This window comes from Methylophilus rhizosphaerae, from assembly GCF_900100975.1.
GTDB lineage: Bacteria > Pseudomonadota > Gammaproteobacteria > Burkholderiales > Methylophilaceae > Methylophilus > Methylophilus rhizosphaerae.
The window spans coordinates 249,871-269,541 of record NZ_FNFX01000003.1 but is presented as its reverse complement, the minus strand read 5'-3'; the positions used below and the strand labels follow the sequence as shown (position 1 = coordinate 269,541).

Annotated in this window: 22 protein-coding genes and 1 other RNA gene; 10 read left to right on the top strand and 13 right to left on the bottom strand. The window is 52.2% G+C overall.

Going from position 1 to position 19,671, the window contains the following annotated elements:
- Positions 1–4: 4 nt before the first annotated feature.
- From ftsL to rnpB, 4 genes are all read right to left on the bottom strand, one after another.
- Positions 5–283 (bottom strand): cell division protein FtsL, encoded by a 279-nt coding sequence (gene ftsL / locus BLP53_RS08155; protein ID WP_091471665.1) that lies wholly within the window; start codon positions 281–283, stop codon positions 5–7.
- A gap of 8 nt (positions 284–291) precedes the next feature.
- Positions 292–1,278, bottom strand: a complete 987-nt coding sequence (gene rsmH / locus BLP53_RS08150) for a 16S rRNA (cytosine(1402)-N(4))-methyltransferase RsmH (RefSeq protein WP_091471664.1) — start codon at positions 1,276–1,278, stop codon at positions 292–294.
- On the bottom strand, positions 1,275–1,721 hold the full coding sequence (mraZ, locus tag BLP53_RS08145) for a division/cell wall cluster transcriptional repressor MraZ (protein ID WP_091471663.1): 447 nt from the start codon (positions 1,719–1,721) through the stop codon (positions 1,275–1,277). Before mraZ ends, rsmH begins: the two co-directional genes overlap by 4 nt.
- A gap of 612 nt (positions 1,722–2,333) precedes the next feature.
- Positions 2,334–2,676: RNase P RNA component class A (gene rnpB, locus BLP53_RS08135), an RNA gene on the bottom strand.
- Between the two features lie 67 nt (positions 2,677–2,743).
- On the opposite strand from rnpB, the gene ung reads away from it, so the two are divergent.
- Positions 2,744–3,430, top strand: coding sequence for a uracil-DNA glycosylase (gene ung, locus BLP53_RS08130; RefSeq protein ID WP_091471661.1), 687 nt, complete (start codon positions 2,744–2,746; stop codon positions 3,428–3,430).
- On the opposite strand, the gene BLP53_RS08125 is transcribed toward ung, so the two are convergent.
- Genes BLP53_RS08125 through rsmI form a run of 3 tightly spaced genes read right to left on the bottom strand, consistent with a single transcriptional unit; the run spans position 3,431 to position 5,858 of the window.
- Entirely contained in the window at positions 3,431–3,928 is a 498-nt protein-coding gene (locus tag BLP53_RS08125; protein ID WP_091471660.1) for a BON domain-containing protein, read from the bottom strand.
- Positions 3,929–3,952: 24 nt separating this feature from the next.
- Positions 3,953–4,987 (bottom strand): dihydroorotase, encoded by a 1,035-nt coding sequence (gene pyrC / locus BLP53_RS08120; protein WP_091471659.1) that lies wholly within the window; start codon positions 4,985–4,987, stop codon positions 3,953–3,955.
- Positions 4,988–5,009: 22 nt separating this feature from the next.
- A complete protein-coding gene (rsmI, locus tag BLP53_RS08115; RefSeq protein ID WP_091471658.1) occupies positions 5,010–5,858 on the bottom strand; it encodes a 16S rRNA (cytidine(1402)-2'-O)-methyltransferase in 849 nt (282 codons plus the stop codon).
- A gap of 82 nt (positions 5,859–5,940) precedes the next feature.
- Between rsmI and BLP53_RS08110 the strand changes: the two genes are divergently transcribed.
- The 3 genes from BLP53_RS08110 (at position 5,941) to BLP53_RS08100 (ending at position 7,277) form a co-directional block, all read left to right on the top strand.
- Positions 5,941–6,297, top strand: coding sequence for a YraN family protein (locus tag BLP53_RS08110; RefSeq protein WP_091471657.1), 357 nt, complete (start codon positions 5,941–5,943; stop codon positions 6,295–6,297).
- 69 nt (positions 6,298–6,366) lie between these two features.
- Complete coding sequence (locus BLP53_RS08105; protein ID WP_091471656.1) at positions 6,367–6,951, top strand: BON domain-containing protein; 585 nt, start codon at positions 6,367–6,369, stop codon at positions 6,949–6,951.
- Between the two features lie 38 nt (positions 6,952–6,989).
- Positions 6,990–7,277, top strand: a complete 288-nt coding sequence (locus BLP53_RS08100; protein WP_091471655.1) for a DUF3579 domain-containing protein — start codon at positions 6,990–6,992, stop codon at positions 7,275–7,277.
- A gap of 7 nt (positions 7,278–7,284) precedes the next feature.
- Here the strand turns inward: BLP53_RS08100 and BLP53_RS08095 are convergent, their stop codons facing one another.
- Complete coding sequence (locus tag BLP53_RS08095) at positions 7,285–7,773, bottom strand: TlpA disulfide reductase family protein (RefSeq protein ID WP_245652721.1); 489 nt, start codon at positions 7,771–7,773, stop codon at positions 7,285–7,287.
- Positions 7,774–8,017: 244 nt separating this feature from the next.
- Here BLP53_RS08095 and trxA point away from each other — a divergent pair, with 244 nt between their 5' ends.
- The 4 genes from trxA to BLP53_RS08075 all read left to right on the top strand — a co-directional run bounded on the left by trxA (position 8,018) and on the right by BLP53_RS08075 (position 11,774).
- Positions 8,018–8,344, top strand: coding sequence for a thioredoxin TrxA (gene trxA / locus BLP53_RS08090; RefSeq protein WP_019883507.1), 327 nt, complete (start codon positions 8,018–8,020; stop codon positions 8,342–8,344).
- 77 nt (positions 8,345–8,421) lie between these two features.
- Positions 8,422–9,681: a transcription termination factor Rho gene (rho, locus tag BLP53_RS08085; RefSeq protein ID WP_091471653.1), complete on the top strand. Its 1,260-nt coding sequence runs from the start codon at positions 8,422–8,424 to the stop codon at positions 9,679–9,681.
- A 103-nt stretch (positions 9,682–9,784) separates the two neighbouring features.
- Positions 9,785–9,985 carry a 50S ribosomal protein L31 gene (rpmE, locus tag BLP53_RS08080; protein ID WP_018987393.1) on the top strand — a complete coding sequence of 67 codons (201 nt, stop codon included), beginning with the start codon at positions 9,785–9,787 and terminating at the stop codon, positions 9,983–9,985.
- Positions 9,986–10,106: 121 nt separating this feature from the next.
- On the top strand, positions 10,107–11,774 hold the full coding sequence (locus BLP53_RS08075) for an ArnT family glycosyltransferase (RefSeq protein ID WP_091471652.1): 1,668 nt from the start codon (positions 10,107–10,109) through the stop codon (positions 11,772–11,774).
- Positions 11,775–11,809: 35 nt separating this feature from the next.
- Here BLP53_RS08075 and BLP53_RS08070 read toward each other — a convergent pair whose 3' ends face one another.
- Genes BLP53_RS08070 through BLP53_RS08050 form a run of 5 tightly spaced genes read right to left on the bottom strand, consistent with a single transcriptional unit; the run spans position 11,810 to position 17,906 of the window.
- Positions 11,810–12,028, bottom strand: a complete 219-nt coding sequence (locus BLP53_RS08070; protein ID WP_091471651.1) for a formate dehydrogenase subunit delta — start codon at positions 12,026–12,028, stop codon at positions 11,810–11,812.
- A 20-nt stretch (positions 12,029–12,048) separates the two neighbouring features.
- Positions 12,049–12,957, bottom strand: a complete 909-nt coding sequence (gene fdhD, locus BLP53_RS08065) for a formate dehydrogenase accessory sulfurtransferase FdhD (RefSeq protein ID WP_091471650.1) — start codon at positions 12,955–12,957, stop codon at positions 12,049–12,051.
- Positions 12,957–15,848 carry a formate dehydrogenase subunit alpha gene (fdhF, locus tag BLP53_RS08060; RefSeq protein WP_091471649.1) on the bottom strand — a complete coding sequence of 964 codons (2,892 nt, stop codon included), beginning with the start codon at positions 15,846–15,848 and terminating at the stop codon, positions 12,957–12,959. The genes fdhD and fdhF overlap by 1 nt, the downstream gene beginning before the upstream one ends.
- Positions 15,849–15,868: 20 nt before the next feature.
- The gene (locus tag BLP53_RS08055; RefSeq protein WP_091471648.1) at positions 15,869–17,434 is read right to left on the bottom strand and encodes a formate dehydrogenase beta subunit; all 1,566 of its coding nucleotides are present in this window, start codon (positions 17,432–17,434) and stop codon (positions 15,869–15,871) included.
- A complete protein-coding gene (locus BLP53_RS08050) occupies positions 17,427–17,906 on the bottom strand; it encodes a formate dehydrogenase subunit gamma (protein WP_091471647.1) in 480 nt (159 codons plus the stop codon). The genes BLP53_RS08055 and BLP53_RS08050 overlap by 8 nt, the downstream gene beginning before the upstream one ends.
- A 121-nt stretch (positions 17,907–18,027) precedes the next feature.
- Here BLP53_RS08050 and moaA point away from each other — a divergent pair, with 121 nt between their 5' ends.
- Positions 18,028–19,038 carry a GTP 3',8-cyclase MoaA gene (moaA, locus tag BLP53_RS08045; RefSeq protein WP_091471646.1) on the top strand — a complete coding sequence of 337 codons (1,011 nt, stop codon included), beginning with the start codon at positions 18,028–18,030 and terminating at the stop codon, positions 19,036–19,038.
- Positions 19,038–19,598, top strand: a complete 561-nt coding sequence (gene mobA / locus BLP53_RS08040; RefSeq protein WP_091471645.1) for a molybdenum cofactor guanylyltransferase MobA — start codon at positions 19,038–19,040, stop codon at positions 19,596–19,598. The genes moaA and mobA overlap by 1 nt, the downstream gene beginning before the upstream one ends.
- Positions 19,599–19,671 lie beyond the last annotated feature (73 nt).

Here is a 19,671-nt window from a genome sequence, read left to right as displayed (position 1 = left end):
CCGCTTAAGGGATAGCAGGCATATCCACTGCGATGACTTGTGTCTGCTGCATGCTCGGGCTGCGCATATGCAAGCGCTCGGTAGCAAATTCTTCCAGCCGGGAATGCATGGCCCAGGTGCTTTGCTCAATCTGCAACTGGTCATATTCCGTCATATACTGCTTGGTCAGCATCTCCTGCCGATCCAGTTCAAAATACAGCTTGCGCGCCTTGTACTGCGCCGTGACTACGCCCAGTGCCATCGCAATCGTTACCGCAAACAAAATCAGGTTCAGCCGTATCATTGCCACCCTTACTGCACACCGGTACGTTCGGCCACCCGCAACACTGCACTGCGTGAACGCACATTGGCTGCCACTTCGGCCTTACCTGGCTTGATGGCTTTACCAATGGCCATCAACCGCGGCTGCGGCAGATCCCTGGCACGCACCGGCAAACCGGCCGGCAAGTTATCCCGATCCATTTCCGATTGAATAAAGCGCTTCACAATGCGGTCTTCCAGCGAATGAAAGCTGATCACCGCCAGGCGGCCATTCTGGCGCAGCAACTTTAAACAATCCGGCAACACTAGCGAGAGCTCCTCAAGCTCTTGATTGACGAAAATCCGTAGAGCCTGAAATGTGCGCGTTGCTGGGTTCTGGCCCGGCTCAACCTTTGGGATGGCGCCTGCCACGATCTTGGCAAGTTGTCCCGTAGTGGTGATGGCATGCCCATCTTCGCGCTCCTTAACAATCGCCCTTGCAACCTGCTTAGCAAACCGTTCTTCACCATAATCCCTTATCACCTCACCCAATTGCTTCTCTGAAATTGTGGCCAACCACTCTGCGGCGGTTTTGCCACGGCTTTGGTCCATACGCATATCCAGCGGCCCGTCAAAGCGGAAGCTGAAGCCGCGCGCACCTTCATCAATCTGCGGTGACGAAATGCCCAGATCGAGCAAAATGCCATCCACCGCATCCACACCCAACCCGGCCAGCACCTCTGCCATGCCTGAGAAATGGGTATGCGAAATAGAAAAACGCGCATCCGCAATCGTTTGCGCATGCGTAATGGCCGCCAAATCGCGATCAAGCGCGATCAGGCGACCCTTAGTGCCCAGTTTGGAAAGTATGAGGCGGCTGTGGCCACCACGCCCGAATGTGCCATCCACATACACGCCATCCGTGCGTATATTGAGCGCATCAACCGCTTCATGCAGCAACACCGTGACATGGCTGGCGGCTGGCGGCACAGACGTTTCCGTCAAAGACGCGGGCGCTGACTTCGCGCCCGGTATCATAGCGAGAATCCCTCTAGCTCTTGCGGGATCTGCAACTGGTCAGCAGCCATCAGTTTTTCCAGCTGCTGATCCCAGGCGGCCACATCCCATAATTCAAAATGACTACCCTGCCCCACCATCATCACCTCTTTATCCAGATGGGCAAACTTGCGCAACACGGCATTGACTAACAGGCGACCGGCAGAATCCAGATGCATCACATCCGCCTGACCCACGATCATGCGCTGGATACCACTGGTTTGAGGATTGAAACTGGACAGGCTGGTCAGCTTGGTTTCGATCGGCTCCCAGGCGGCTTTCGGGTACAGGATCAGGCAACGGTGCGGATGCGCGGTGACCACCACTTCACCCTGGCCGCCTTCAGTCAGGGCGTCACGGTGCTTGGCCGGCACACTGAGCCGTCCCTTCGCATCCAAACTTAACTGTACCGCCCCGCGAAACATGGTTACCTGATCACCTTTTTTGTTCGTTTATGAGAAAATTTCCCACAATTCAACACAAAATCACCCTTTTGCACACTATAGATAAAAAAAAAGTGCTTGGCAAGCACTTTGGAGGAAAAAATCTCTTTTAAAGACAAAGACTTAGAGCATTTTAACAAAGCAATTCAAATCAATATATTGGCGCAACAAACACATAAAATTGTTTAATAAAAATAGATATCTCATTGAAAATATTGAACAATTTAAAAACATCATTTTTTGCTGAACTTTTTCCTATTTGGCCCACCGGTTTTTGAAACCACATCATCCGTCTTTCACAGCCCTTCTCATGCATAGTTATGGTGAAGTTCGAAATCTTGAAACACCTCGCCGCAAGACCTTTCCCCACCAGGATTCGCCTGCCACAACCTTACACAATGCGATCAATCAGCTCCCCCCCAACAGCGGGCTTACCTACACCGATGCAGCAAAAATATATTCGAGAAGGCAGTTAGCGAAATGCCAAAGGAAGATAGCCACAACAAGCAGTGCAGCCGATACTGCAGCAGGAAGCAAGTAAAGGGATGACGACAATGGCAGTGCAGGATTAGTCCGGCAGCCGGAAAAAGAGGAAAATAAAGCCAACCGGTAAGCCGGGTTCTGTAACTACTTGCGTAGCTGACAGTCATTCCTCTAGGCGTGCAATTACTCACACGCTCAAGCTATCTACCCGCTGGCAGCGCGAGCCACGCCTTATTACTTGCGTAAAATGCCAGCCTATTTGATATTGCTGCAGATGGAGGTTACCGCGTTTCACATCCACTGTCCGAAAACAGTTTACTCGTCTCTGTGGCCCTGTTCCTCGCCTTATACTGTTACCAGCTTTCAGCGTACGGCCGTTAGCCGTCATCCCGCTCTGTGCAGCCCGGACTTTCCTCTCCCTGTTTGCACAGGCAGCGACTGTCTGGTTGGCTTCACCGCCATTTTACCATGCCGACCGTAACACTCTATAATGCACAGGAGCCATTATTTATTGACGCATCATGACCACACACGCAAAACCCGGCCAACTGGACCCCTCGTGGCAAGCTGTGCTTGGCGCAGAGTTTGACAGACCTTATATGCAATCGCTCAAAGCGTTTTTGCAGCAGGAAAAAGCTGCCGGCAAAACCATCTTTCCTCCGGGGCCGCTGATTTTCAATGCTTTCAACCATACACCTTTTGACAAGGTACGCGTGGTGATTATCGGGCAAGACCCTTATCACGGCCCTGGGCAGGCACATGGGCTGAGTTTTTCAGTGCAAGCGGATGTTGCATTACCACCATCCCTGATCAATATTTTTAAAGAAATCCAGTCTGACTTAGGCATACGCATGAGCGGTAGTGGTGATTTAACGCCATGGGCAGATCAGGGCGTATTGTTGCTGAATGCGACGCTCACCGTGCAACTGGCCAATGCCGGCTCGCACCAGAACCGTGGCTGGGAAACATTTACCGATGCCGCCATTGCTGCGCTGAATGCAAAGCGGGAGGGGCTGGTATTTGTGCTGTGGGGCAGTTATGCGCAAAAAAAAGGGGCCATGATAGACCCGCATAAACATTTAATATTGAAATCACCGCATCCATCGCCATTATCTGCACATCGCGGCTTCTTTGGCACACGCCAGTTTTCCAGAATCAACCAGTATCTGACCGCGCACGGGCAGACACCGATCAATTGGCAGCTTTGATTAAGGCTTAATCACCAGGGCGTTGTTGACAGATTTCACGCCTTTCACGCTGCTGGCAATTTTGCCGGCTCGCGCTTTCTGGTCAGCTGTATCGACAAAACCGCTCAGGATCACCACATTATCCTTGGTTTCCACGCTGATTTTAAAACTGCTGAGGTTCTTCTCAACCAGGTATTTGGACTTGATTTTGGCGGTAATCGCACTATCTGATGCGGCCTGCTTGTTTTCTGCAGTATCCACTTTGGATTTATAAGTGGCAAACTCGTCCTGATCCAGGCTGCCGTTATGGTTTTTATCCGCCTTGGCAAAAGCACCCTTGGGAAAATCCTTATCCTTCGCCACTTCTTTCGCGGATAATTTACCATTAGCATCGGTATCCAGCGCCTGAAAAGCTTGCTCATAAGGCGCCTGCTGTCCGTGCATTTCATCAATGGTGACCGCGAACACCTGTGTACTCAACATCACACTCAACCCTGCAATCCAGCATTTTTTATTCATCACTTGTTCTCCAATGTCAAAAGTTTACGCTAACTTCCAGGCAATGGTTTGCCCGGCACGCAATGGCACCAGCACATCATCCGCAAATGGGATGCTTTCCGGCACCAGCCAGCTCTCCTTGCGTAAAGTGATGGTGTCCGTGTTGCGCGGCAGTCCGTAAAAGTCTGACCCGTAAACGCTGGCAAAGTTTTCCAGCTTATCCAGCGCCCCTGCCGCTTCAAACGCTTCGGCATACAACTCAATCGCGGCATGGGCGGTATACATGCCGGCACAGCCACACGTTGCCTCTTTGGCTGATTTGGGATGTGGCGCGCTATCGGTTCCCAGGAAGAACCTGGGCGACCCGGAGATGGCCGCCTTCACCAGCGCCTGTCTGTGCGTTTCGCGCTTGAGAACCGGCAAGCAGTAATGGTGCGGTCGGATACCGCCGGTGAACATGGCATTGCGGTTCATGAGCAAATGATGTGCAGTAATGGTTGCAGCCAGGTTAGAAGGGCCTTGCGTGACAAATTCGGCCGCATCTTTGGTGGTGATATGCTCAAACACGACTTTCAGCCCGGGGAAATCTTTCAGCAGCGGCTGCAGGTGACGTTCAATAAACACTTTCTCGCGGTCAAACACATCAATCTCGGCATCCGTCACCTCACCATGAATCAGCAGCGGCATGCCCTGCTTCTCCATTTCGGCCAGCACGGCAGCACATTTGGCCAGGCTGGTCACGCCGGAATCACTATTGGTCGTCGCCCCGGCCGGATATAATTTGACTGCTTGCACCACGTCATCCTGGCGCGCACGCACGATTTCTTCAGCCGCCATATTATCGGTGAGGTATAAGGTCATCAGCGGCTCAAACGCCACGCCGGCAGGCAGTGCCAGCTTGATGCGGTTGTAGTAGGCACGTGCCGCCTCGGCAGTGGTGACAGGTGGTCGCAAGTTAGGCATCACAATCGCACGTGCAAATTGCCTGGCCGTATCAGGCAAGACCGCTTTTAGCGTTTCGCCATCGCGCAGGTGCAAGTGCCAGTCATCGGGACGAATTATGGTCAGTTGAGTTGTCATGAATCGTATATCTTTCAAAAAATCATGAAGCCGCTTTGATCGCAAGCGCGGCTTCATACAGTTCGTTCTTTTTGTGGCCGGTAATCTCAGTCGCCAAAGCAACCGCCTGTTTCAATGGCAGCTCCTGCAACAAGCGCACGAGGACACGCTGCGTATTGTCATCCAGCCCTTCAGCTTTCTCAGCCGGCGCAGGATGAATCAGCAGCACGAATTCACCGCGCTGCTGATTACTGTCAGCCTGTAACCAGTGTACAGTGTCTGTCAAACTGGCCGTATGTATGGTTTCAAAGGTTTTGGTCAGTTCGCGCGCAATGGTCAGCAAGCGCCCGCCACCGAATACGGTTTGCAGGTCCTGCACACACTCCACAATACGGTGTGGTGCTTCGTAAAACACCAGCGTCACCGGAATACCTTTTAATCTATCCAATCGCTTGCGGCGCTGCGAACCACTGGCAGGCAAGAATCCCTCGAAGCAAAATCCCGGTTCAACAATCCCCGCTGCAGACAACGCAGCAATCACCGCGCTGGCACCGGGAATGGGGACTACCTTGACGCCGGCATTACGCACCGCCTGCACCACCACCGCGCCGGGATCACTCACGGCAGGCGTACCGGCATCCGTCACCAGTGCAATCGACTCGCCCGCCTGCAAGCGCTTCAGCAGCCCTTCGGCAGCCTGCTGCTCATTATGTTCATGGACCGCAACTAACGGTTTACTGATGCCGAAATGCCGCAGCAACCCAACCGTATGCCGGGTATCTTCAGCGGCAATGGCATCCACCTGTTTCAAGGTTTCCAGTGCGCGCAAGGTGATATCGCCCAGATTGCCGATAGGCGTTGCCACCACATATAATGTACCGATTTCGCTCATGCGCACATTTTAAGTCATCGCGCCGGTTTCGCTAAGATTTATCGGACAAATAACCTGACATCCCGAACACGCTGTTTTCATCATGAAGCTTAACCAGAATAATCAAGGCCTGGCTGCCGAAAGTGCAGCGGCTGCATTTTTGCAGCAACAGGGGCTGACACTGATTGTGCAAAACTACAGTTGCCGCTTTGGTGAGATCGACCTGATTCTGCGTGAAGGTAAAACACTGGTGTTTGTCGAAGTCAGGCTGCGCAGCAACCACAAATTCGCCAGCGCCGCATACAGTATAGATCACCACAAACAGCAGAAACTCATCCGGGCGGCGCAATACTACCTGCAATCGCACGACCTCAACACGCCTTGCCGCTTTGATGCCGTACTGTTTGATAACGCGCAGTACCAGTCACCCGACTGGATTCGTAATGCAATCGACACATAAAAAGCGTAGAATTTTATTTACTTCCTGCTGTCACATCAGGCATCGCTTACTACATCACAAGGAAACTGCATGACCTCAAAAATTTTCACCAGAAAACTCTCCGCCATCGCCCTGCTCCTCATCAGTACGCAATTGAGTGGTTGTTTTCCGGCCGTCGTGGGTGGCGCAGCAGCGGGTGGCGCAATGGCAGCAGATCGCCGCTCCTCTGGTATTTATGTGGAAGATGAAAATATCGAACTCAAAACCCTGAAGCGCCTGTCACAATATATGGACAAGGCTTCACATATCAATGTGACCAGCTACAACCGCATTGTATTACTGACAGGGGAAGCGCCAAACGAAGGCCAGCAGTCCCAGGCAGAAACGCTGGCCCGTGAAATTGCCAATGTACGTGACATCCATAACGCCATCACGGTTGGACCGGCTTCCTCCATCGGCGACCGCAGCAACGACACCTACCTGACCACCAAAGTGAAAACCCGCTTCCTCAGCGAGAACCTTTTCCCGGCCAATGTGGTAAAAGTGGTGACTGAAGCCAGCGTGGTATACCTGTTGGGTATCGTCTCCGAAAAAGAAGCCAACGATGCGGTAGAGATTGCCAGGACCACTGAAGGTGTGACCAAAGTGGTTAAAGTGTTTGAATACACCAATTAATTTTTAGAGTTTTTTAATTTTTGCTTTAAGGAATCCGAATGGAAAGCCAGGAGATTATTATTCAGGGGATTACGCTTGCTGGTAAACCCTTCCGCCCCAGCGACTGGGTGGACCGTATGTGCAGCACTTATGCCAGTTTTGGTGTCGACAAGAAATTACGCTACTCACCCTATCTCAAGCCCAAACTGGTCAACAATGTCCGCAGCCTGTCTGTGGACATGAAACTGAAACAGGTCAACCCTGAAGGCTTTGAGCAGTTGATACAGTTCGCCAAGGAAAACCAGCTAAGCGTGATCAACCCGGCCGGTGAAGCGGTAGCGATCTAGCTCCCGTTTATCTGGGTCCTGACGCGGCTTCTGTAAGCAATTGCTCCAGCCAGTGTTTGCTTACGGTGCCGCGTTTGACTTGATACAAGTGCCCGTCAGGATGATAAATATACGTGGTAGGTAATACTTCAGGCCGTGGCAGCGGTGTTTTCTGCGCATCCCCCAAAATCACCGGGTACGAAATCAGCATATCCTCGGCAAAATCCCGCACCGACTTCTCGCTCTCGTAGCGGACAGCGACCCCCAGCACCATCACATGCTGTTGATGATGCTCATCATAGAACGCGACCAGTTCAGGGATTTCTTCCAGGCAAGGCGGGCACCAGGGCACCCAGTAATTCACCACCAGCCAATGTCCCTTATACCGGGATAATTGATGGGTCTTGCCGGCCATATCCTGCATTACCCAGTTGGAGGTAGAATCCGCGATTACACCACTTGCCCAACATACGCAGAACAAGCCTGCCATCCATTGCCCAAAGTCTCTGCGTGTCATAAACTCCCGCCGGTTGAATGCATATAACTTGTTATTGTAAAACCACAAGTCGCAAACATCACGCAAGCGGGTTCGAAAAATACTTGATTCTGCCGGAATTGTGTTGCTATACTAATCGCCAACATTTCTGGTAATTTCAAGTCTTCGGCAAATTACTACTTCCAAATCAATTTTAGCCCTGACAATCAGAATTTTTCTGTTTAATTCCAGTCAATAACTCTTCATCCATTCTTACGAGGCAATAATGAGCGATAACATTACCCATTTAAGCGATGCCAGCTTTGAGCAAGAAGTTTTACAATCTACCGTCCCGGTACTGGTTGATTACTGGGCTGAATGGTGTGGTCCTTGCAAAATGATCGCCCCTATCTTGGATGATATCAGCAAAGAATATGCTGGCCGCCTGAAAGTTGCCAAACTGAACATTGATGATAACCAGAATACACCGCCTAAATATGGTATCCGCGGCATTCCTACCCTGATGCTGTTTAAAAACGGCAATGTAGAAGCCACCAAAGTCGGCGCATTGTCCAAGTCTCAACTCAGCGCGTTTATCGATAGCAACATTTAATAACTCCACCCGGCTTTTTTCCTGAAGCCGGGTTTCTTTTCATCTTCTCCGACGTCTCTCAATCTAGCGAGTCACTCATGCACTTATCCGACCTCAAACACCTCCCCGTCACCGAACTGGTAGAAATGGCTATCAGTAACGAAATCGAAAATGCCAGTCGCATGCGCAAGCAGGACCTGATTTTCGCCATCCTGAAAAACAAGGCCAAGAAAGGTGACAGCATCTTTGGGGACGGTACACTAGAAGTGTTACCGGACGGCTTTGGCTTTTTACGCTCGCCAGATACTTCCTACCTGGCTGGTCCGGATGATATTTATGTCTCACCTTCGCAAATTCGCCGTTTCAACCTGCATACCGGCGACAGTATCCAGGGTGAGATCCGTACGCCAAAAGATGGCGAGCGCTACTTTGCCCTAGTCAAAGTTGATAGTGTCAATGGTGAAGCACCTGAAAACACCAAACACAAAATCCTGTTTGAAAACCTGACACCGCTGTTCCCGACCGTGCCGCTGACACTGGAGCGTGATATCCGCGGTGAAGAAAACATCACCAGCCGTATGATCGACATGATCGCACCGATTGGTAAAGGCCAGCGTGCGTTACTGGTGGCCAGCCCGAAAAGCGGTAAAACCGTGATGCTGCAAAACGTGGCGCATGCGATTACTGCCAACCATCCCGACTGTATCCTGATTGTGCTGCTGATTGACGAACGCCCGGAAGAGGTAACGGAAATGACACGTTCCGTACGCGGCGAAGTGGTCGCTTCCACGTTTGATGAACCGGCAACCCGCCACGTGCAAGTAGCCGAGATGGTGCTGGAAAAAGCCAAGCGCCTGGTGGAACACAAAAAAGATGTCGTGATTCTGCTGGATTCCATCACCCGCCTGGCCCGTGCTTACAACACAGTCATCCCATCATCCGGCAAGGTGTTGACCGGCGGTGTGGATGCTAACGCGCTGCAAAAACCAAAACGTTTCTTTGGTGCGGCCCGTAACGTGGAAGAAGGCGGTTCACTGACGATTATCGCCACTGCGCTGGTGGATACCGGTTCGCGTATGGACGACGTGATTTACGAGGAATTTAAAGGGACCGGCAACATGGAAATCCATCTGGATAGACGCATGGCCGAGAAACGTATCTACCCAGCCATCAACGTGAACAAGTCCGGTACCCGTCGTGAAGAGTTACTGCTAGACAAAGATGTACTGCAAAAAATCTGGGTATTGCGCAAACTCCTGTACCCGATGGACGACCTGGAGGCGATGGAGTTCCTGTTGGATAAAATCAAGGCGACCAAGACCAATAACGACTTTTTTGACAGTATGCGCCGTGGTTAATCCCTATGGTAACGGAGTTATTTATCAGAAAGTTATTGATAACTCAGAAAAATTAGCGGATAATCGCGCGTTTACTGCAACTGCTTAAGATTAGAGAGAAAGCATGAAAGCTGACATTCACCCAAATTATCCTGAAATTAACGTCACCTGTAGTTGTGGCAATAAATTCAAAACCCGTTCTACCAATGGTAAAGACCTGAACATCGAAGTATGTTCACAATGCCACCCCTTCTACACAGGCAAACAGAAGATTGTAGATACCGCTGGTCGCGTTGAGAAGTTCCGCCAGAAATACGGCATGTAATTGGGTGGAATCTGTATAAAAAAGGCAGCATGGCTGCCTTTTTTGTTTTTGCCGCATGGTAGTTATCATTGTTTGCGCTAATATGCGCATGACAGGTCTTATTTGAGCACGCACTTACCACATGCAGTTTTTCATTGATCACGACTGGCAGGAGAACATGGCCACGCCGCGCGCCAAAGTAGGCGAGCGTGCCAAGACGCACCTGCTTATTTTATTGTGCGCCATCTGGCTGTGTGTCGGCCTGATTGGCCATTCCCCCTGGAAACCACTGGAATCGCAATCTATCAGCATTATCCAGGGACTGATTGATCATCCCTTCCTGTCCCTGCAAAGCTGGACTGGCGGTCACTGGATAGCGCCCATATCTGCAGGCCATCCTGCGCTGGATACACCGCCTCTGTTTTACTGGGCCGCCACCGGTTTTGCGCATGCATTTTCTTTCTTGCTACCAACCCATGACGCAGCTAGGCTGAGCGTAGGCGCCTGGATGCTGGTCACTTTGCTGATGATGGGCTTAAGTGGCCGTGAATTATGGAACCCGGGGGTAGGACGCCAAACCAATTTCATTTTCATCGGGTGCCTGGGACTGGTGGTGAGTGCCCACACCTTGATGCCGGAAGTGGCAGCGCTCACCGGGATCAGCATGGCGTTTTATGCCCTGGCACTCGTGGTGCGCAAGCCGCTACGCGCAATGTGGCTGCTTTGCGCCGGCCTCCTGACTGCATTTCTATCCACAGGCTTATTGCCTGCCGCCACCATTATCAGTGCCACCATTGGCGTTATTTTCCTGCCCGCCATCCGGCAACAGGCAGCAGCAAAACGTGCCTTGATACTGGGGCTGCTGCTTGCATTACCAGGTATTCTGCTCTGGTGCTGGTTATGCCAGTCATGGGCAGCAGACTTATGGACTGGCTGGTGGTATAACCAGCAAAACATACAATCGCCTAGCATGCACTTATACTTTATCCGCACACTGGCCTGGTATGCCTGGCCGGCATTACCGTTCGCTTTCTGGGGTCTGTGGCGATTCAGGCAGGTTGTGTTACACACCTACCGCTTCCAGCTCTGCCTGATTTTTTTCGTGTGCGCCTTTTTGCTGATTGGCTTCTTCAGTGATCGCAGCGAAGTCAACGCCTTACCGCTACTGGTACCACTCACGGCACTGGCCGCAGGTAGCATAGAGACCCTCAAGCGCGGCGCAGCCGGTGCGTTAAACTGGTTCGGGCTGATTTTATTCGGCTTGCTGATTGCCATTGCCTGGCTAGGCTGGTGGGCCATGCTGAATGGCACACCCGTTAAGTTGTACCATCGCCTGAGCTATTTATCCGGCCTGCAAACCATTCCATTCAACGTGTTATATGGTGTGATTGCCGTCGCAGTCACCCTCATCTGGCTCTCCGGTGTCGTGCGCTCCAAACACTCCAATCGCTCAAGTGCCACCAACTGGGCGATTGGCATGACCTGCGCCTGGACAGTGTTCATGAGTTTATGGCTACCGATGATTGAGGCCGCGCGCACGTATCAGCCTATTTTTGAAGATTTACGCAAACACCTGCCCAAACAGCGCCATTGCATCAGCAGCCATAATATAGGCTCCTCACAGGCAGATTTACTGCATTATCATGCCGGCATTCATCTGCAACCGGACAATTCTGCTTGCGACCTGCTGTTAATCGAGGATCAACCGGGCAAACGACATGCGTTGCCCGGCAATGACTGGCAACTCATCTGGGAAGGCGAGCAAAGCCGCCAAAGCAAAGAGTTTTTCAGGTTGTTCCAGCGTCACTAATAAGCCTGCACGCTGGACGGAGGGATGGAGTGAGGCTAGGCCTGAATATGTTGCTGAATGGCCGCAATCACTTGGGGATGTAAGCCAGCGCCTTGCTGCTGCTGGACATGGGCCACAATTGACTTAATCATAATGGAATTCCAGAACTTCTTCAGGTGGCCGGCGATTTCTACTTTTGCCTCTTCCTCGTCTGGTACTGCTTCAAAAAAGTCACCAATCTGGTTGGCCATGTGGATCAGTTTTTCGACTTCCATCTTATCTATTTTCCCATCAATTAAAACGACACACTGTCAGCGAGTGCGCCGTGATACACCACACATTGCCCTGGCCTGGCGAACCCCACCAGCAGGAAATCATAGTCCTTTGCCAGATTAACCGCCAACGCAGTGGGCGCAGAAATTGCCACCAAGGCCTGCCCTCCTACCATCGCCACTTTCTGCACCATTTCGTAACTGGCCCGGCTGGTGGTCAATACCCAGTGTTTCCGCCATAAGGTTGTGAAATCATGTTCCTGCCGTAGTAGTGCGCCCAGCAGCTTATCCAGCGCATTATGGCGCCCCACATCTTCACGCACATGCAATACCTGTCCCTGTTCACTCACAATGGCACAGGCATGGGTTGCTCCCGTCAGTTGCTGCAAAGGCTGCTGTGCTTTCAATTGCATCATCGCATGATCAATCGAGGTCACAGACAATGCAGGAGCCGGTATGTTTTGCCGGACGGGCGTTTTGAATACCTGCTGCAAGCTTTCCGCCCCACACAAGCCACAGCCGGTACGCCCGGTTAAATTACGCCGCTGCTCCTTGAGGGCTGAAAATTGTGCCGTTGCCAGGTCAATATGCAATTCGATACCGCGCAAACAGCCATCCGCAGCCTGTACGGCTTTGGCCTCTATGCCGTAGATTTGCCTGCGCTTGCTGATAATGCCTTCGGTATAAGAGAACCCATAGGCAAAATCTTCGAGATCTGCCGGGCTGGCCAGCATCACCACATGCGAAATGCCGTTATACACCAGCGCAACCGGTACTTCCTGTGCCAGCACATCTTCCACCTGTTGTGGCTGGCCATGCTGCCAGCGTGTGACGGTTAATGCAGTAGCAGCCTGCTCGGCCGCAATCGCCTGCCAGTCACTACTGGGCTCAACAAGCTGGCAAGCCGCGCACTCAACGGTTGAATGCACCATCAGAAAACAACCGTATGCGGATCCATGCCTGACAACTCAACCTGGGTATCACTGAACGTACGGTACTCTTTTTGCCAGTCCGACAGCTGGTTTACTTTCGTCAGTTGCACTGCTGTCACTTTATATTCAGGACAATTGGTAGCCCAGTCCGAGTTATCTGTCGTAATCACATTGGCACCAGATCCCGGGTGGTGGAACGTGGTATAGACCACGCCCGGTTGCACGCGCTCGGTAACTTTGGCGCGTAACACGGTCTGGCCAGCCCGGCTGGTGATGTCTACCCAATCGCCATCTTGTATGCCACGGTCTTCAGCATCGTGCGGATGAATCTCAATTCTGTCCTCAGCATGCCAGACCACATTGTGGGTACGGCGTGTCTGCGCGCCCACGTTGTATTGCGACAAAATACGCCCGGTGGTCAGGATTAGCGGGAATTTGGTATTCACACGCTCTGTCGTAGGCACATATTGCGTGATAAAGAACTTACCTTTGCCACGCACAAACTCACCCACGTGCATGGTCGGCGTGCCTTGCGGTGCTTCGGCGTTACATGGCCACTGGATACTGCCCATCTCATCCAGCTTCTTGAAGCTGACCCCATGAAAGGTCGGCGTTAAGGCGGCGATCTCGTCCATGATATCGCTGGCATGGGCATAGTGCATAGGATAACCCAAAGCCTCTGAGAATTTGGCCGTAATTTCCCAGTCTTCCATACCATTCTTAGGGGTCATCACTTTACGCACCGGCGAGATACGACGTTCGGCATTGGTAAAGGTGCCGTTCTTTTCCAGGAAAGAGGCACCAGGGAAAAAGACATGCGCAAATTTGGCGGTTTCGTTCAGGAACAGGTCCTGCACAATCACACATTCCATGTTTTCCAGGGCATGGATTACATGCTGTGTATCAGGATCTGATTGTGCAATATCCTCGCCCACGCAATACACGGCTTTGAAACTGCCTTCTGCCGCCAGGTCCAGCATATTGGTGATACGCAAACCCGGATCGGCGCTTAGCTTGACGCCCCACGCCGTTTCAAACAATGCGCGGGTCGCCTCATCCGACACATGGCGGTAACCTGGATACTCATGCGGCATGGAGCCCATATCACAAGAGCCCTGTACGTTATTCTGGCCGCGCATCGGGTTCACACCTACCCCTTCACGGCCAATATTGCCAGTCGCCATCGCCAGGTTGGCAATGCCCATGACGGCTGTGGATCCCTGGCTATGCTCAGTGACACCCAGGCCGTAATAAATGGCCGCATTGCCGCCGGTGGCAAACAGGCGTGCCGCCTCGCGTACTTTCTGTGGATCCAGTCCCAGGTCTTTTGCCAGTGCTTCGGGAGAGTTTTCCGGCTTGGCGACGAAATCACGCCAGGCGACAAAAGACTCCCATTCACAACGGGCTTTGACAAACTCCTCTTTGACCAGTCCTTCGGTGACAATTACGTGTGACATGGCACTGATTAATGCCACGTTAGTGCCTGGGCGCAGGTTGAGGTGGTAGTCCGCACGCACATGTGGCGAATTTTCCACCAGGTCGATGGCGCGCGGATCGGCCACAATCAATTTGGCACCCTCACGCAGTCTGCGCTTCATAATGGAGCCGAATACCGGATGACCATCCGTAGGATTGGCGCCCATGACAAAAATCACGTCGGACTTCATCACGGAATCAAACGTCTGCGTACCGGCAGACTCACCCAGTGTTTGCTTCAGGCCATAACCGGTCGGGCTATGGCAGACACGGGCGCAAGTATCCACGTTATTCACGCCAAATACGGCGCGGATCAGCTTCTGCGTCACATAGACTTCTTCATTGGTACAACGGCTGGAAGTGATCCCTCCGACCGCCTCTTTACCATATTGCGCCTGGATACGTTTAATTTCACTGGCAGCATAATTAATGGCTTCATCCCAGTCCACTTTCTGCCATGGGTCATGAATGCTTTTGCGTATCATGGGCGTGGTAATGCGGTCGGCATGCGTCGCGTAGCCCCAGGCAAAACGCCCTTTCACACAGCTATGTCCATGATTGGCACCGCCTGCCTTGCTGGGCGTCATGCGAACAACTTCCTCACCTTTCATTTCAGCGTCAAAACTGCAACCGACACCGCAATACGCACAAGTCGTCGTGACTTTATGTTCCGGCGTCCCCGCATCAATCACGGTTTTCTCCATCAGGGTTGCAGTCGGGCAAGCCTGGACGCAGGCACCACAGGAGACACATTCGGAATCAAGGAAATTGTGGTTACCCGCTGCGACTTTGCTTTCAAAGCCGCGCCCCTGGATGGTCAGGGCGAAGGTGCCCTGCGTTTCTTCACAGGCACGCACGCAACGTGAACAGACGATACATTTTGAAGGGTCAAAAGTGAAGTAGGGATTGGATTCATCCTTGGCCTGGCCGAGGTGGTTTTCACCTTCATAGCCATAGCGCACTTCACGCAAGCCCACGGCGCCTGCCATATCCTGCAGTTCACAATCGCCATTGGCGGCGCAGGTCAAGCAATCCAGGGGATGGTCGGAAATATAGAGTTCCATCACGCCACGACGCACATCGGCCAGTTTTGGCGTCTGGGTTTTGACTTTAATACCAGGCGCCACCGGCGTAGTACATGAAGCCGGATAACCACGGCGGCCTTCGATTTCGACCAGGCATAAGCGGCAGGAACCAAATGGTTCCAGTGAGTCGGTCGCACACAGTTTAGGCACCGTCACACCACTCAACTGGGCGGCATGCATGATGGAAGTACCTTCTGGCACGGTCACATCCACGCCATCAATATTCAGCGTCACCATCACGCTGCTGTCAGATTTCGGCGTGCCATAATCTTTGTCAGCATCGTATTTCAGTACTTGCGGCTGGGAAGGGGTGTATTTGATGTCATCCATAATGTCGTCCTTCACTGCACTCAGGCAGCAGCTTCCTTATGACTCAGGCCAAAATCTTCAGGGAAATGATTCAGTGCGCTCAATACCGGGTAAGGTGTCATCCCACCCAGGGCGCATAAAGAACCATTCAACATGGTATCGGACAAATCGCGCAACAGCTGCACATTCCTGGCGTGATTCTTACCTGCAATCACCTTGTCCATGACCTCTACACCACGTGTAGAGCCAATGCGGCAAGGCGTACATTTACCACAGCTTTCTTCAGCACAAAACTCGAACGCATAGCGGGCCATTTTCGCCATATCTGCCGAGTCGTCAAACGCGACAATGCCACCATGCCCCAGCACGGCCCAGATCTTGCCGAATTCTTCATAGTCCAGCGGTGTATCAAACTGGCTTTCCGGTAAATAAGCGCCTAACGGGCCACCTACCTGTACTGCGCGAATCGGGCGGCCTGTTGCCGAGCCACCGCCATAGTCATACAGTAACTCACGTAAAGTGGCACCAAATGCCAGTTCCACCAATCCGGTTTGCTTCAGGTTACCTGCCAGCTGGATTGGCAACGTGCCGCGCGAACGGCCCATGCCGTAATCGGCGTAATACTGCGCACCTTTGTCCAGGATAATCGGCACGGTAGCCAGCGAAATCACATTATTGACAATGGTAGGTTTGCCAAACAGGCCTTCAATCGCCGGTAATGGCGGTTTAAAGCGTACCAGGCCACGTTTGCCCTCCAGGCTTTCCAGTAAAGAAGTTTCTTCTCCGCAAACATAAGCGCCTGCTGCACGGCGGACTTCCAGATGGAAGGTTTTACCAGAGCCTAAAATATCCTCACCCAGGTAGCCAGCCAATGTCGCCCGACGGATGGCTTCATTCAAGGTCTGCAACGCATGCGGGTACTCACTGCGCAGATAAATATAGCCCTGGGTAGCGCCTACCGCGATACCTGCAATCGTCATGCCTTCGATCAGTACATAAGGATCGTCTTCCATGATCATGCGGTCGGAATAAGTACCGGAATCCCCTTCATCCGCATTGCAAACAACATATTTCTGCTCGGCTGGCGCATTAAGCACGGTGTTCCATTTGATCCCCGTCGGGAAAGCCGCCCCACCACGGCCACGCAAGCCGGAATCCGTAACGGCTTTGACGATATCAGCCCCGCTTAATGCCAGGGCATTTTTCAGGCCTTTATACCCCTCATGGGCCAGGTAATCTTCCAGCGAAACGGGGTCAGTAATGCCCACCCGCGTAAAAGTCAGGCGTTGTTGCTTTTTCAACCAGGCCAGTTCATCTGTCAGTCCTAAATAAAGCGGATGCGCCTTGGCTTTATCAGACAAGGCATTAGTAAAGTCGGCCGCAAACAAACCTGGCACATCTTTGGGCTGTACCGGGCCAAACGCTACCCGGCCTTGCGCAGTGTCAACTTCGACCAGTGGCTCCAGCCAGAATAATCCACGCGAGCCGTTGCGGACCAACTCGATCGCAATACCACCGGCCTGTGCTTCTTTCACAATTGCCTTTGCCGTGCGTTCAGCACCTAATGACAAGGCAGTGGAATCTATGGGCACATATACCTTAACCATGACACACCTCGTCAATCAATTCAGACACTTTTTCAGTATCCATGCGGCCATATACTTCATCATCCAGCATAACGGATGGCGAACAGCCACAATTGCCCAGGCAGTAAACAGGCAGCAAAGTAAACTGGCCATCCTGCGTCGTTTGATGGTAATCCACTCCCAGCCTGGATTTAAGCTCAGCTTCCAGCTTGCCGCAACCCATGGCCTGGCAGGATTCGGCACGGCAAATCTGCAGCACATGTCTGCCTATCGGATGGGTACGGAAATGATGATAGAAGGTGACAACGCCATGGACCTCAGCGACGGATAACGCCAGTGCCTTGGCAATATCAGGATAAACAGCGTCCGGTACATAGCCAATATCATCCTGGATTGCATGTAGCAGCGGCATCAGACCGCCCGGCACATGCTGATGTGCTTGAATATGCGCTTGAATGAGCATCTGCTGCTCTGGGCTTAATAGATGGTCCAAACTAACCTCTCAGTTACAATTCAGTTACATTCTGCCACCCTGAAATCATACGCCTTATTCATCCCTTGTGAAACCATAAAAAGGGCATAGAATATTGATTAATTTAAAATTCCTGTTAAGCATGAATCACCCAGCCAACATACCGCAGATGCTTGTTGACCAGTTTGGACGACGCGTGGACTACATTCGCCTGTCCATGACCGATCGCTGCGACTTTCGCTGCCAGTATTGCATGGCGGAAGAGATGACTTTCCTGCCACGCGACGAAGTACTGTCACTGGAAGAGTGTGCACGCCTGGTTAAATTGTTTGTGCGTCTGGGCGTGCGTAAAGTTCGATTTACCGGTGGTGAACCCCTGGTCCGCAAAAACGCACTCTGGCTGTTTCAGGAGGTTAACCGGTTGCCGGGGCTGGAAGAAAGTGTATTAACGACCAATGGCAGCCAGCTGAGCAAATACGCAACGGCACTGAAAGCTGCCGGTATCAAGCGCATCAATCTCTCGCTGGATAGCCTGGATCCTCAGCGTTTCAAAGCCATCACTCGCACGGGTGATCTGGGAAAAGTGCTGGCTGGCCTGGAAGCCGCTTTAAAGGCAGGTTTTGACAACATCAAACTAAACACCGTCCTTATGCGGGGCCTCAATGAGGATGAAGCAATTCCATTAGTCCAGTTCGCGATTGATAAAGGCATTGATATCAGCTTTATTGAAGAAATGCCCTTAGGTGAAGTGGATCATGCCCGCAAGCAAAGCGCTGTCAGCAATATGGATACTTTAGCCCGCCTGAGAAACACATTCTCGCTCATCCCCAGCACGTATCAAACCGGCGGCCCAGCCCGTTACTGGCAAGTGAATGGCGCACCGAGCCGTATCGGGTTCATTTCGCCACATAGCCATAACTTCTGCGAAAACTGCAACCGGGTACGCATTACCTGCAAAGGCGAACTTTATCTATGCCTGGGCCAGGAAGACAAAATTGATTTATTGCCGTTACTACGCCAGTATCCTGATGACGACACGCCGCTCATCGCCGCGATTTTGCATGGCATGCAGATCAAGCCTAAAGGCCATGACTTCGATTTACAGCGCGCGCAACCAGCTGTTATCCGCTTTATGTCGCATACTGGTGGCTGATGCAGGTCACCGCAGTCATTCTGGCAGGTGGGCGCGGCACCCGCATGGGCGGTATCGACAAGGGACTGGCGCCATACCAGGGTACCCGCATGATAGACCATGTATTACTGCGTTTGCAGGCGCAGGTAAACACCCTGTTGATTAATGCCAACCGTAACCTGGATATCTATCGGCAATTGGGTTTTCCAGTGATTGCCGACTTCAACCAGCAATTCGATGGCCCTCTGGCCGGCATACAGGCAGGGCTGCACCACCTGCAGGACTCGGAATGGCTGCTCACCGTACCGTGTGACTCGCCCCTGCTTCCGCTAGACCTGGTGCAGCGATTAAGTGAGGCAGTCGTCAGCAACCGCGCCAGCATTGCGATTGCCCGCAGCGCCAGCGGTAACCATCCGGTATTCAGCCTGTTGCATCGTGATCTGGCGAAAAACCTGGATGCATACCTGGCGAGCGGGGAGCGCAGAGTCAGCGCCTGGCAGGCACGGCATCCGCATGTATTTGTGGATTTTGCGGATGATACGGCATTTACCAATATCAATACTTTGCCTGGTGAGCCCTGACCAAAACTGTTCCCGGCCCTATTTTCAGGGAAAAATATGCAAGAATGACTATTTCTCTTTCATTGTGACGAGC

What these genes read in the sequence shown, in the direction of transcription:
- pyrC (WP_091471659.1), bottom strand. Translation starts at nt 4,987, where the DNA reads ATGACAACTCAACTGACCATAATTCGTCCCGATGACTGGCACTTGCAC.
- mobA (WP_091471645.1), top strand. Translation starts at nt 19,038, where the DNA reads ATGCAGGTCACCGCAGTCATTCTGGCAGGTGGGCGCGGCACCCGCATG.
- BLP53_RS08110 (WP_091471657.1), top strand. Translation starts at nt 5,941, where the DNA reads ATGAAGCTTAACCAGAATAATCAAGGCCTGGCTGCCGAAAGTGCAGCG.
- rsmH (WP_091471664.1), bottom strand. Translation starts at nt 1,278, where the DNA reads ATGATACCGGGCGCGAAGTCAGCGCCCGCGTCTTTGACGGAAACGTCT.
- BLP53_RS08075 (WP_091471652.1), top strand. Translation starts at nt 10,107, where the DNA reads ATGCAGTTTTTCATTGATCACGACTGGCAGGAGAACATGGCCACGCCG.
- rsmI (WP_091471658.1), bottom strand. Translation starts at nt 5,858, where the DNA reads ATGAGCGAAATCGGTACATTATATGTGGTGGCAACGCCTATCGGCAAT.
- rpmE (WP_018987393.1), top strand. Translation starts at nt 9,785, where the DNA reads ATGAAAGCTGACATTCACCCAAATTATCCTGAAATTAACGTCACCTGT.
- ung (WP_091471661.1), top strand. Translation starts at nt 2,744, where the DNA reads ATGACCACACACGCAAAACCCGGCCAACTGGACCCCTCGTGGCAAGCT.
- BLP53_RS08105 (WP_091471656.1), top strand. Translation starts at nt 6,367, where the DNA reads ATGACCTCAAAAATTTTCACCAGAAAACTCTCCGCCATCGCCCTGCTC.
- fdhD (WP_091471650.1), bottom strand. Translation starts at nt 12,957, where the DNA reads ATGGTGCATTCAACCGTTGAGTGCGCGGCTTGCCAGCTTGTTGAGCCC.
- BLP53_RS08100 (WP_091471655.1), top strand. Translation starts at nt 6,990, where the DNA reads ATGGAAAGCCAGGAGATTATTATTCAGGGGATTACGCTTGCTGGTAAA.
- rho (WP_091471653.1), top strand. Translation starts at nt 8,422, where the DNA reads ATGCACTTATCCGACCTCAAACACCTCCCCGTCACCGAACTGGTAGAA.
- mraZ (WP_091471663.1), bottom strand. Translation starts at nt 1,721, where the DNA reads ATGTTTCGCGGGGCGGTACAGTTAAGTTTGGATGCGAAGGGACGGCTC.
- fdhF (WP_091471649.1), bottom strand. Translation starts at nt 15,848, where the DNA reads ATGGATGACATCAAATACACCCCTTCCCAGCCGCAAGTACTGAAATAC.
- BLP53_RS08055 (WP_091471648.1), bottom strand. Translation starts at nt 17,434, where the DNA reads ATGGTTAAGGTATATGTGCCCATAGATTCCACTGCCTTGTCATTAGGT.
- ftsL (WP_091471665.1), bottom strand. Translation starts at nt 283, where the DNA reads ATGATACGGCTGAACCTGATTTTGTTTGCGGTAACGATTGCGATGGCA.
- moaA (WP_091471646.1), top strand. Translation starts at nt 18,028, where the DNA reads ATGAATCACCCAGCCAACATACCGCAGATGCTTGTTGACCAGTTTGGA.
- trxA (WP_019883507.1), top strand. Translation starts at nt 8,018, where the DNA reads ATGAGCGATAACATTACCCATTTAAGCGATGCCAGCTTTGAGCAAGAA.
- BLP53_RS08095 (WP_245652721.1), bottom strand. Translation starts at nt 7,773, where the DNA reads ATGACACGCAGAGACTTTGGGCAATGGATGGCAGGCTTGTTCTGCGTA.
- BLP53_RS08125 (WP_091471660.1), bottom strand. Translation starts at nt 3,928, where the DNA reads ATGAATAAAAAATGCTGGATTGCAGGGTTGAGTGTGATGTTGAGTACA.
- BLP53_RS08070 (WP_091471651.1), bottom strand. Translation starts at nt 12,028, where the DNA reads ATGGAAGTCGAAAAACTGATCCACATGGCCAACCAGATTGGTGACTTT.